Annotated in this window: 8 protein-coding genes and 1 other annotated feature; all 8 genes read left to right on the top strand. The window is 49.9% G+C overall.

Features of this window, described 5'->3' with window-relative positions:
• Positions 1–98: 98 nt before the first annotated feature.
• On the top strand, positions 99–1,052 hold the full coding sequence (gene hemC / locus NST94_RS23745) for a hydroxymethylbilane synthase (RefSeq protein WP_076129403.1): 954 nt from the start codon (positions 99–101) through the stop codon (positions 1,050–1,052).
• A gap of 5 nt (positions 1,053–1,057) precedes the next feature.
• A complete protein-coding gene (gene cobA, locus NST94_RS23740) occupies positions 1,058–2,605 on the top strand; it encodes a uroporphyrinogen-III C-methyltransferase (protein ID WP_280753785.1) in 1,548 nt (515 codons plus the stop codon).
• A gap of 819 nt (positions 2,606–3,424) precedes the next feature.
• Positions 3,425–4,423 (top strand): porphobilinogen synthase, encoded by a 999-nt coding sequence (gene hemB, locus NST94_RS23735; RefSeq protein WP_076129402.1) that lies wholly within the window; start codon positions 3,425–3,427, stop codon positions 4,421–4,423.
• A gap of 97 nt (positions 4,424–4,520) precedes the next feature.
• On the top strand, positions 4,521–5,807 hold the full coding sequence (gene hemL, locus NST94_RS23730) for a glutamate-1-semialdehyde 2,1-aminomutase (protein ID WP_076303262.1): 1,287 nt from the start codon (positions 4,521–4,523) through the stop codon (positions 5,805–5,807).
• Positions 5,804–6,739 (top strand): RluA family pseudouridine synthase, encoded by a 936-nt coding sequence (locus NST94_RS23725; RefSeq protein WP_256721102.1) that lies wholly within the window; start codon positions 5,804–5,806, stop codon positions 6,737–6,739. The genes hemL and NST94_RS23725 overlap by 4 nt, the downstream gene beginning before the upstream one ends.
• Positions 6,740–7,070: 331 nt before the next feature.
• Positions 7,071–8,438, top strand: coding sequence for a LysM peptidoglycan-binding domain-containing protein (locus NST94_RS23720; protein WP_076186083.1), 1,368 nt, complete (start codon positions 7,071–7,073; stop codon positions 8,436–8,438).
• Between the two features lie 194 nt (positions 8,439–8,632).
• Positions 8,633–8,916, top strand: a binding site (T-box leader).
• Positions 8,917–9,019: 103 nt separating this feature from the next.
• Positions 9,020–11,719, top strand: a complete 2,700-nt coding sequence (locus NST94_RS23715; RefSeq protein ID WP_076129400.1) for a valine--tRNA ligase — start codon at positions 9,020–9,022, stop codon at positions 11,717–11,719.
• A gap of 5 nt (positions 11,720–11,724) precedes the next feature.
• Positions 11,725–13,101 (top strand): folylpolyglutamate synthase/dihydrofolate synthase family protein, encoded by a 1,377-nt coding sequence (locus tag NST94_RS23710; RefSeq protein WP_076129399.1) that lies wholly within the window; start codon positions 11,725–11,727, stop codon positions 13,099–13,101.

Below are 13,101 nucleotides of genomic sequence, written 5' to 3'. Positions count from 1 at the left end.
GAGTGAGAGTAGTTAATTGGTTAGTTTGGGTTTGGATTTCTAGTGCAAGGTTTTGCGGTGAAGAGTAAGAGGCGAACGTTACCAGGAGGAATGGACAAATGCGTAAGGTTATAGTGGGGAGTAGACAGAGCGCGCTTGCGTTGACGCAAACGGGACATGTGATTGCTGATCTGGAGCGACTTAGCGAGGAGCATGGTTTTGGATTTACTTTTGAAGTGAAAAAGATCGTCACCAAAGGTGACCGCATTCTTGACGTTACTTTATCCAAGGTAGGCGGCAAAGGGTTGTTCGTGAAAGAAATCGAGCAAGCGATGCTGGAAAAAGAAATCGACATGGCGGTGCACAGCATGAAGGATATGCCATCCGAGCTACCGGATGGGTTGATCAATGGTGCTGTGCCGAAGCGTGTCGATCCGCGTGATGTTTTGATCTCTAACGGAGGCGTCTCGCTAGACGAGCTGCCTCAGGGTGCACGCGTAGGCACAAGCAGCCTACGCCGATCCAGCCAGCTCGCTGCGCTGCGGCCTGATCTGGTCATTGAGCCCGTGCGCGGCAACATTGACTCGCGGCTGCGCAAGCTGGAGAGCGGCGAATACGACGCAATCCTGCTGGCAGCGGCGGGGCTGTCGCGCATGGGCTGGCAGGATCGCGTGAGCGCCTACCTGCCGCCGGAGGTTTGCCTGCCCGCTGTAGGGCAGGGCGCACTCGGCATCGAGTGCCGCGCAGATGACGCTGACCTGCGGAAGCTGCTGGCATTATACAACGACGCCGATACGGCATTAACGGTAGCGGCGGAGCGCACGTTCCTTGGCGTGCTGAATGGCGGCTGCCAAGTGCCGATTGGTGCTCATGCGGTGCTTGACACAGCCGCCAAAGCTGCTACCGCTGAGCACAAAGTAATCTCGTTAACGGGGATGGTGGGAACACCGGACGGTTCAACGATTTTGAAAGAAACTTGCACGGGGATTGACCCGGTACAGCTCGGCGAAGAAGTCGCTAAAAAGCTGATTGCAAGAGGAGCGGAGAAGATACTGTCAGACGTTAGGGGATGAGTGGATTGACGGGGAAGGTTTATTTGGTAGGTGCAGGTCCCGGGGACGCAAAGCTGATTACTGTGAAAGGCCTCGAGTGTATCCAAAAAAGCGACGTGCTGGTGTATGATCGCTTGGCAAGTCCTAGATTGCTGAAATGCATGAAACCCGGCGGGGAGAAGATTTATGTAGGTAAGCTGCCGGATCGCCACACGATGAAGCAGGAAGAGATTAATCAATTGTTAGTTGATTTGGCTTTACAGGGGAAAACAGTGGTGCGGCTTAAGGGTGGGGACCCTACGATTTTTGGCCGGGTGGGTGAAGAAGCGGAGCTGCTGCGCAAAAATGGGATCTATTACGAAATCGTACCGGGCATTACGTCAGCGATCAGTGTACCTGCCTATGCGGGTATACCTGTTACGCACCGCGATCATGCCTCTTCCCTGTCGATTATCACCGGGCATGAAAGTCCGGATAAACTGGATCATTCCATTCATTGGGATAAAGTAACGAACGCCACGGGAACGTTAGTGTTTCTAATGGGCGTAGCTAAAATAGGTTACATCAGCGCTCAGCTGATCAAGCACGGGCGGCCGCCAGAAACACCAGTGGCACTTGTGCGCTGGGGCACACGCGCGGATCAGGAGACGCTGACGGGAACCCTCGCCGATATTGAGGCGAAGGTGAAGGCGGCGGATTTTCAGCCGCCGGCAGTCATCGTCGTCGGTGACGTGGTGCTGCAGCGTGAGCAGCTGAAGTGGGTCGAGGCGATGCCGTTATTCGGCAAACGCATCGTGGTGACACGGGCTCGCAGCCAAGCAAGCGAGCTGGTGGATAGAATTGAAGAACTCGGCGGGGAACCCTACGAGTTCCCGGTGATCGAGACGATCATGCCGGAAGGGGCAGAGAAGAAGGAGAAGATTGCAGCGGCGTTTGGCGCGCTGGAATCGTACGACTGGGTATTCTTCACTAGCCCGAACGGCGTGGAGTTTTTTTGGCGCCACTTGGCGGAGCTGGGGGCGGACATTCGCGGGCTACACCGCGCGCGTATTGCAGCGGTGGGGCCAGGCACAGCCGCCGCGCTGGCGCAGCGCGGGGTGATTGCTGAGGAACTTCCGGCGAAGTTTCAGGCGGAAGGTCTGATTGAGACGTTCGGTCCCCAGCTGCTGCCGGGGCAGAACGTGCTATTGCCGCGCGGCGATCTGGCGCGGGACTGGCTGCCGGACAAGCTGAGAGAGCTTGGCCTTCAGGTGACGGACGTGGATACCTATGAGACGGTTGTCACGGGTGAGGATGACGACGAGCTGCTGAAGCTGCTAGAGGAAGGTCGCGTTCACGCGGTAACCTTCACCAGCTCGTCAACCGTGCGTAATTTCATACACATCCTGAAACGGTTGGGGCTTGAAGATCCGCTCCCGCTGCTTGCAAATGTGAAAATCGCCTGCATCGGTCCGTTAACGGAGCAGACTGCGGTAGACGCGGGACTGACACCGGGTCTCTTGTCTGAAGAGGCAACCATAGATGGTTTGGTGCAGGAGCTCTGCCGCTGGAATGCGGAGACTCAGCTGCAGTAGCGCTCGGATCGAGGATAGAACGAAGCAATAGTTTACAGGTGTGCTTAGCTTACGCAGCTTACTTTCTGGTGGGAAGGTAGAAGCTGATTACTCTGCGGGGAGAGTAGTAGCTGTTCAACGGAGAAAGGCAGTGCCTGCTTAGAAATATAGCGCTCAGCTTATAATTAGTTACATTACAGGCTAGAGTTTGTTCTTTGTTATTAAATAGTTCGTGGTTACTAAATAGTTCGTAGTTACATGTGAGTTCGTGGTTACTAAATAGTTCGTGGTTACATGTGAGTTGGTAGTTATTAATGAGTTCGCGGTTACTTTTACTAACTAACATTTGTTGGTTTACTCGCCGTTATATCTACGCTCAAAAGTGCCACATCGCTACCTTCAAGTAACATATAAATTGAACTCCGAACGTAGTGACTTATGGAGTCCGGAGGATAATATTTGGTTGTAAACTAACTGGTATGTAGAGAATATGCAGTAGGTTAATGTGAGCAGATCTGCTTGAGGTTTAGGTTTAGTTGTACTTTATACAATTAAATTTCCTATATATCAGCTAAAGCCGAGTTTAGTTGTAGTATGTGCAATTAAATATCCGCTAAATGAGGAATCTTCGCACTTTTGTAATAAATAACTGTAGAGAATGCAACTAAAGCTTACAATTAGGACAAAACATCGAGATAGTTGCACAAACTACAACTATACGTAGTTAGCCAGTGGTCGGCGGTTTGGTTGTAGCTAATTTAGACTTGGCTGCGGCTAGTTGTAGTTTGCTGCCAGACACATAATTTGGTTTTATATTTTATTTTTCAGGAGGATGAACAAATGAGCTTTCCAATTACACGTCACCGCCGTTTGCGCGGTTCTGCTGGAATTCGTGGCATGGTGCGGGAGACGATACTGAATGTGCTGGATATGGTACAGCCTATTTTTGTGACATATGGAACAGGTGTGAAGAATGAGATTAGCTCGATGCCGGGCGTGTATCATTTTTCGCTGGATACGTTAAAAGCAGAAGTGGACGAGATTGCCGCACTAGGCATCCCGGCTGTATTATTGTTCGGGATTCCTGAGACGAAGGATGCTATCGGTTCTTCCGGTTTTGCAGAGGATGGAATTGTGCAAGAGGCTACTCGCTTGATCAAGCAGTGGTACCCAGAGCTGTTGGTCGTTGCAGATACCTGCCTTTGTGAATTTACGGATCACGGACATTGTGGAATGGTGCATACGCATACGGTGAATGGTGTGGTCCATGGCGATGTTATCAACGATGCCTCGCTGGAGCTTTTGACTCGTACGGCGGTATCCCAAGCAAAAGCTGGAGCAGATATTATCGCCCCTTCCAACATGATGGATGGATTTGTTCACGCAATTCGTGCGGGACTTGATGAGAACGGCTTTGAGCATGTGCCGATTATGTCGTATTCGGTCAAATATGCTTCGGCATTTTATGGCCCTTTCCGCGAAGCAGCGGATTCAGCACCACAGTTCGGGAATCGCAAAACATATCAAATGGACCCTGCCAATCTGCGTGAAGCACTCCGTGAAGCAGAATCTGATGTGCTGGAAGGCGCGGATATGTTAATGGTGAAGCCAGCTCTGGCTTACCTAGATGTGATTCGTACGATTCGTGATCAGTTTGATCTTCCTTTGGTGGCTTACAATGTGAGTGGAGAATATTCCATGGTAAAAGCAGCGGCATTGCAAGGCTGGATCGACGAGCAAGCCGTTGTGCTGGAAATGCTGACGGGCATGAAACGTGCTGGTGCGGACATTATTATTACTTATTTTGCAAAAGATGCAGCCCGCTGGCTGCGCGGCTAATCTTCATCACACCGACATCGCGGCAGCTAATATATGTTTGTACAAGCTTGTGTAACCAAGAAGAGAATAGGAGTGAAGATACATGAGTAATGTGCCAATGGCGCGTAAAGAGGAAGCGTCCCGGAAGGCTTTTGATGAAGCAAAACAATATATTCCCGGCGGGGTGAACAGCCCTGTACGGGCGTTTAAATCCGTAGGTCTGACTCCGATTTATGTGGATCATGGGATAGGTTCGCGTATTTTTGATATCGACGGCAACAGCTTTATCGACTATGTGCTCTCATGGGGTCCGCTGATTATGGGTCATGCGCATCCCGAGGTTGTGAAGGCATTGCAGGAGACGGCGGTAAAAGGGACAAGCTTTGGCGCTCCAACGCTACTCGAAACGGAAATGGCAAAAACTGTTGTTGAACGAGTGGCATCTGTAGATATCGTACGCATGGTTAACTCTGGAACGGAAGCTACGATGAGCGCGATTCGTTTGGCACGTGGTTACACTGGACGCAGCAAAATCTTGAAATTTGAAGGCTCCTACCACGGTCACGCGGATAGTCTGCTTATTAAGGCTGGCTCTGGTGTAGCTACATTGGGCTTGCCGGATAGCCCGGGTGTCCCAGAAGGCGTTGCAATGAATACCATTACGGTTCCTTACAACGATTTGGAGTCCACTCAGATTGCTTTCGAACGATTTGGCAATGAGATTGCCGCAGTGATCGTAGAGCCGATTGCCGGCAACATGGGCGTGGTTCCACCGCTTCCAGGCTTCCTGGAAGGGCTTCGTAAATTAACTTCTGACAATGGTTCGCTGCTTATTTTTGATGAGGTTATGACAGGCTTCCGTGTTAATCGTGGCTGTGCTCAAGGCTTGTTCGGGATTACTCCGGATATTACTTGTTTTGGCAAAGTTATCGGCGGCGGACTTCCAGTGGGTGCTTATGGCGGCAAAAGAGAGATCATGGAGCAAATCGCTCCTACTGGACCGATTTATCAGGCGGGCACACTTAGTGGTAATCCATTGGCGATGGCAGCCGGATATACTACGCTCAAGCTGTTGACCCCGGAAGTATATGATCGTCTGGAACAATTGGGTGCACGTCTGGAAGCGGGTTTGAAAAAGAATTCAATTGAGACTGGCATTCCGCTCACTATCAACCGGGTGGGATCGATGGTTTGTCCGTTCTTTACTGAAGGACCTGTAATCAATTTTGAAACGGCTAAGTCCTGTGACACGGATCTTTTCCGTCGTTATTTTGGTCATATGGTAAACCAAGGCATCAGTGTGCCACCTTCACAGTTTGAGGGGATGTTTGTATCGGCTGCACATAGTGAGCAAGATATTGATGATACCATTGAGGGCCATTATAATGCCCTGAAGGCCCTTTGAGCATCGGAGCCGGAGAAAGAACCGGTGGTGGCGCTTGGACCCGGCGTGGAGAGTGGCTGGAGGTAACACCCGGCAAAATCATTACTGGAGCCGAGGATACGCAGGCAATGATTGACAAGTGGCTGCTAGAAACTGTAGGTATGCCGGAGAAACTTTATCTGCGGTTACGCCGCGAGGGAGGCATTCAGTGGAAGGGTGACCGGCTTCGGCTGGCGCTTTTTCCCGATCGTGAAGCGGGGCTTGAACCGATATGGGAAGAGCTTGAGGTGTTGTACGAGGATGATTTTTGCCTGGTAGCTCATAAACCAGCTGGGCTGGCGGTACATCCAGATGGCAGTGGAACAGGTGTAACTCTGGATCACCTCGTAGCTGCGCATTATATCACTTCCGGCGAAAATGTGGCTGTGCGCCATATTCACCGCTTGGACAAAGATACAACGGGTCCGGTAATGTATGCGAAAAATGAGTTCGCACAGTTAGTTCTGGACGAGAATATGCGTGAAAAAAGCATCTCGCGGCACTACGCCGCGATCGTTGAAGGTATCGTGCCGCCTGCGCTTAAGGTGATCGATGCCCCGATTGGGCGCGACCGGCATCACGCTGCGCGCAGACGGGTCTCGCCCGGCGGACAATCTGCCGTGACGCGAATCATCGAGCGCGAGGCACTGCATGGCGGAAGCCTAGTGCATGTGCAGCTGGAGACTGGACGGACGCATCAGATTCGCGTTCATCTCAGCCATATGGGTCATCCCTTGTATGGGGATGAACTATATGGAGGTCCGATCTGGGCTTCCAGCGCTGCCGGCCGCCATGCCCTGCATGGCGAGGCATTGTCCTTCCGCCATCCTTGGAGCGGAGAACAGCTGGAAGTTAGCGATCCGTGGCCGGAGGATATGCTGCAGCTGCGAGAGCTGCTGTCTGAAGCACCCTGACAGATACGTAAGTGGCTAAGGAACAGTAGAATCAGCAAAAGCTGGTTCTGCTGTTCTTTTTCTATTTTTTCAGAAAAAAAACATCTATCCATGTCTTATTAATAAAAGCAGCATATAATACTTTGTTCTTACGAAGTAGTGCATCTATCAGCAGGCTGAAGGTTTGGTGAGCTCTTAAATTCATGAAATTTATTAGCATCCTGTCCGGTTAGTACTACCAAAGTTGTCATGCCTCTCTGTTTGAAGCATATACATGTGGGGAGTAACATTTTGGGCTTATGCTCTGGGCCTGTCTCAGGGTTAGATTATGCCAAGAAGGAGGACATATCCCGTGTTTGATCAGTCCCACGGCTTGCGGTTTGATATTTACGAACGCATTCACCTTTCGGAAGAGCTTCCGGGAATAGCTGAGCTGGAGGAGGTTGAACTACTTCCGGAAATTCAGGTGATTCAGCGGGAGGATCGTGCCGAGTTATATGGTCAGCTGTTGCTTACCGGGCTTTACCGGAGTGAAGATGACCGAACACAACGTCTGGAGCATGCCATTCCCGTGGAAATCACTGTTCCGCTTACACGCGTCAGCTCGATTGAAGATATTGGGGTAGAGATTGAGAATTTTGATATCGATCTGCTCACGATGCGCACTGTGAATATAACAGGTGTGTTATCGCTGCGGGGGATCGGTGGTGCGGACCCTCAACCTCAACCAGCCTGGCAGCAAGAGGAGTATACAGTCGCCTATTCTCCTGTGAATGATGACAGGGTAGAAGCTATTGCGGAGCTACAAGAACAGGAAAATGATGCACTTTATGAAAATTCTCAGTGGACCTTCGGTGAGGATGCCTCACAGGTTGCTGTAGAAGAACATGAGCATGCCGAAGCGAATGAACAGGAAGCAGAAGAATCATTAGTCTCAAGTGGAGCCGCTCATACGTCCCCTGTAGTCAATTTCTCATCCGGTCAGGAGAAGGACAAGGGAGCTAAAGCACGGACACATAGTCTGGAGTCCCAAGTTGAGGATGCTAAAGCGGGTTTATCCGATTACTGGTTTAAAGCCGAGGCCCAGAACAAAGAGGTTGAGGTGTCTCAGCTGAATCAAGCAAGCTATGTGAGCGAAGAGAACCAACAGTCGGCAGAGGAATATTTTACTCCTAGAGAGACCGCTGTTCTAGCCGTTAGTGCAGATGCAATTCAGGATATCCCTGTGTTCGCTTCTGAAAATGAGGCTAATAATGAGCTTCCTAAGCAAGAAGAGAATACTGCGCCGATTAATGAGAATGCGAACGAAGTTTTTGTTTCACAAGAGAGTGTGGCTTCTCATGAGGAGAAACAAGATCTTAAGATCGCCTTGGGCAGTAAAAAAGAAGCAGAAATTCCGGAAAAAGAACATCTCACCTTCTCCTCTTTACTAAGCTCCAGTCGTGTCCGTAAAGAGCAGGAAGCTCTGCAGTCGGAAGGAAATACATCTGCAGCAGTGGACGTTCCAGAGGTTGGCAATAATACGGAATGGAAGAGCAGATTCATTGCCAGCGCGGATGGAGCTAACATGTTCCGCAAAGTTCGGCTGTGTATTGTGCAGCGTGAAGAAACACTGGATACCATAGCAGAGAAGTATCAGCTAAGTGCGCGGGAGCTGGTAATGTATAATCGCTTATCCGGGCAGAGTGTAGAGGAAGGCCAAGTGTTGTACATCCCGTAATCGAATCGTGATGCGTACACACATGAATAGGTGAATCCCGATCAGGTATTAGGATCGGGATTTTTGCTGTTTCATTGTTGGAAGGGATGCTTCAGAAGAAATAAGTCGAAATTCAGCCTAAAGTCCCGCTGCAAAGGCGTATCCAGGTTGACTAGGGGGGGCTCAAAATGTATTATGGAGTAAGCAATATCTAAGTAAAGACTGGGAACGGGAAGAGTAGGCGGTCAGCCCTTCAGAGAGCGGAATTGCAAGTGCTGTGACATTCCGTAGGAAACAGCCCCCGAAGTCGCCCCGGAGTCGCCCTTCTGAGCTTATCTTCATACCTGTGAAGGATAAGTTAGGTTGTGGCCGGTAGCAGCCGTTATCTGTACGAGTGTCGCGCTAAGCTTCTGAATCCGTAGGGTAAGAAGTGTAGTTTTATTTTTCATTGGCGCGAAACAAAGGTGGTACCGCGAAAGAATGACCTTTCGTCCTTTGAGACGAGGGGTCTTTTTGTTTTTTTCAGAGACCTGTGCGCTCTATACAGCAACTTTACTAACAACTATAAGCAACTACAAGTAAACTAGTGGAGGTATCAGAGAATGGCTGACCAAAACCATCTAACAGCGGCAGATGCTGCCGCTACGAATGAATCTAAAAACGAGATGCCAACAACGTATGATCCGAAGGCAGCAGAACAGAAATGGTATTCCTACTGGACAGAGGGCGGATATTTCCGTGCAGGCCAGCGTCCGGATGCTAAAGCCTATAGTATTGTGATCCCGCCGCCAAACGTAACAGGAATGCTGCACATCGGGCATGCGCTCGATTTCACATTACAGGATATCCTGATTCGTACTAAACGGATGCAGGGCTTCGATACGCTTTGGTTACCAGGTACGGACCACGCAGGTATTGCAACACAAACGAAGGTAGAGCAGAAGCTGCGCGAGCAGGGGATTTCCAGACATGACCTCGGACGTGAGAAGTTCCTGGAGCAGGTGTGGGATTGGAAAGATAAATACGCGAACACCATTCATGAGCAGTGGGCAAAAATGGGACTTTCCCTTGACTACTCCCGCGAGCGTTTTACCCTCGATGAGGGTTTGTCGAAGGGAGTTCGCGAGGTATTTGTTAAGCTTTATAATAAAGGCTTGATCTATCGCGGTAAACGTATCATCAACTGGGACCCGGCGGCTCGTACGGCGTTGTCGGATATCGAGGTTGAATATAAGGAAGTTAACGGTCATCTGTACCACCTGCGTTACCCCCTTAAAGATGGCAGCGGACATATCACTGTAGCGACCACACGTCCGGAGACGATGTTGGGTGATACGGCAGTTGCTGTTCATCCTGAGGATGATCGTTATAAAGATCTGATTGGTAAAACGCTGATCCTGCCGATTATCGGCCGGGAGATTCCAATTATCGCTGACGAGTATGTAGATAAAGAGTTTGGCAGCGGTGCGGTTAAGATCACGCCAGCTCATGATCCAAATGACTTCGAGGTAGGTCAACGGCACAATTTGCCGCAGATCAACGTAATGGATGAGAGCGGTACGATGAACGAAGAAGCAGGACCTTACCAAGGTCAAGACCGGAGTGAATGCCGTAAGGCCATCACGGCGGATCTGAAGGAGCAAGGCGTTCTGATCTCTATTGAAGATCATGTGCATCAAGTTGGACATAGTGAACGCTCAGGAGCGGTTGTTGAGCCGTACCTGTCCACACAATGGTTCGTGAAGATGCAGCCGCTCGCCGAAGCTGCCATCAATGCACAGAAGGATGGTAATGGGGTTAACTTTGTACCTGAACGGTTCGAGAGAACCTACCTGAACTGGATTGAAAACGTACGCGACTGGTGTATTTCCCGTCAGCTTTGGTGGGGACATCGTATTCCGGCTTGGTATTCTGAATCTACCGGTGAGCTGGTTGTGGCGAATGACGAGGAAGAAGCGCGCCGGATCAGCGGCTTAACCGACCTGAAACAGGACGAGGATGTGCTGGATACTTGGTTTAGCTCCAACCTCTGGCCGTTTGCAACCCTAGGCTGGCCGAATGAAGACAGTGCAGATTTCAAACGTTACTATCCGAACGATGTGCTCGTAACGGGCTACGATATTATTTATTTCTGGGTAGCGCGGATGATCTTCTCGGCACTGGAATTCACCGGAGAGAAACCATTCTCGGACGTATTGATGCATGGTTTGGTACGGGATGCTGAAGGACAAAAAATGTCCAAATCACTCGGAAACGGTGTAGATCCGCTTGAGGTTATCGAGAAGTATGGCGCAGATGCTATGCGTTATATGATTTCTACCGGCAGCACAGCGGGTCAGGATTTACGCTTCCGCTGGGAAAAGGTAGAGCAGGCGCGTAATTTCGCTAATAAGATCTGGAATGCGTCACGCTTCGCCCTCATGAATCTTGAAGGAGTTAGCTTCGAGAATATTGACATTACTGGTGAGCTAACTACGGCTGACCGTTGGATTTTACACCGCCTGAACGAAACTTCTCGTGAAATTACGCGTCTAATTGACTCGTACGAGTTCGGCGAGACCGGCCGCCAGCTGTACAACTTCATTTGGGACGATTTGTGTGACTGGTATATTGAGTTCGCGAAGCTGTCGCTTTACGGAACGGATGCCGCAGCCAAAGCGAAGACACAGTCCGTACTTGCTTATGTACTCGACCGCACGATGCGCTTGATCCATCCGTTTATGCCGTTTATTTCGGAGGAAATCTGGCAGCATCTGCCGCATGAAGGAGAGACAATCACTTTGGCTGCTTGGCCTGAGTATGATGCTGCTCTGGAGAACCCGCAAGCGGTAGCGGAAATGAACCTGCTGATGGATGTAATCCGGGCAGTTCGTAATATCCGTGCTGAAGTAAATGTACCGATGAGCAAAAAGGTTGATTTGATTATTAAAGCGAGCAATGAGGAAACACTGAGCATCATTACTCGTAACGACAACTACATCGGACGTTTCTGCAATACCTCTTCTTTCGAAGCTGGTCTGAATCCGGAAACGCCAGACAAGGTAATGTCCGCTGTAGTAACGGGAGCGGAACTGCTTCTGCCTTTGTCGGGGCTGATTGATATTGAACAAGAAATCGCTCGTCTGGAAAAAGAAGTGCAGACGCTGAACAGCGAAGTAGAACGCGTAGAGAAAAAATTGAGCAATCAGGGCTTCGTGGCCAAAGCTCCCGCAAAAGTTATCGAAGAGGAGCAGGCGAAGCAGGCGGATTATTCCGCCAAACGTGAGAAAGTACTTGCCCGCATAGCAGAGCTGAGAGGATAAGAGACATGGATGACCTAAATCGGGGCGGGAGCACCGCCCCTCTTGCGACATATACCGAAGCGGTTAACTGGATCAAGGGCCTGATTCCTTTTGGAATCCGGCCAGGTTTAGACAGAATTGAGATGTTGATGGACAAGCTGGGAAACCCGCACCGTCGGCTGAAATTTATTCATGTGGCGGGTACGAACGGCAAAGGCTCCACCTGTGCTTTTTTGACAAGCGCACTGTTGCAAAGCGGCTATTCCGTCGGCACCTTCACGTCTCCGTATATTACGAAGTTCACGAACAGGTTCCAATATAATAATACGGACATTCCTGAAGAAACTCTTCTTGAGCTAGTGAATACCCTTCGTCCTTTGGTAGATGAGATTGCAGAAACGGAATTTGGCTCACCAACGATGTTTGAGGTAACTACAGCTGTGGCCATTCTATTTTTTGCGGGTGTTTCTTGTCCGGATGTTGTCGTATGGGAGACTGGGCTTGGGGGAAGGCTGGATGTAACGAACATCGTTACTCCGATCGTGTCGGTGATTACAAATGTCGGCCATGACCATATGGATATTCTGGGAGATACGCTTGAGAAGGTTGCAATGGAGAAAGCCGGGATTATCAAACCCGGTGTACCTGTTGTTAGCTGCGTAAATCAACCGGAAGTCGTGGCTGTACTCAAGGAGAAAGCGGCGGCTTGCCGCTCTACTCTTTATCTTGCCGGAGAAGATTTTAGCTATGAAGCTACTGGAATCCATGGGGATGTGCAGACCTTTAACTTTAAGGGTCCCTTCCGTTCGCTTGAACTTGGGATTGTGATGAAAGGCGAACACCAGATTAGCAATGCGGCGGGAGCCATGATGGTTCTTGAAGTTTTGCGCCAGTATATGGCGTTCATGCTAGAGGATGAAGATGTTCTGGAAGGATTGCGTCATGCATTTTGGGCTGGAAGGCTGGAAGAGGTAAGTAAATCTCCGAGGATCGTACTGGATGGAGCACATAATCCGGAAGGCGCGGAGAGCCTTGCCAAAAGCCTGCCACAGCTCTATAAATACGGTAAATTAAATTTACTTATGGGAATGATGGCAAATAAGCATCATGAATCCTACTTTAAGCATATACTGCCTATAGTGGATACGCTCATCCTGACCGAACCGGATTTCCAGAACAAAATGGACGCGGAGCATCTGCAGGTTATCGCAGAAAGTCTGCGGGATAAATATGCCAAGGAAAACTTGGTAATCATAGTAGAACATAATTGGGGAAAAGCGCTGCAACAACTGAAGTCGATTACAGCGGAGGATGACCTTGCCGTCGTATCTGGTACGCTGTATTTGATTTCTGACGTGCGCGGTACACTTTTGCAGCAACCCGATACTGAAAAAGGCTGGTGA

Origin of the sequence: Paenibacillus sp. FSL H8-0282 (genome assembly GCF_037963825.1) — a bacterium.
GTDB lineage: Bacteria > Bacillota > Bacilli > Paenibacillales > Paenibacillaceae > Paenibacillus_AQ > Paenibacillus_AQ odorifer.
This window is presented reverse-complemented; position numbering and strand designations above follow the sequence as displayed.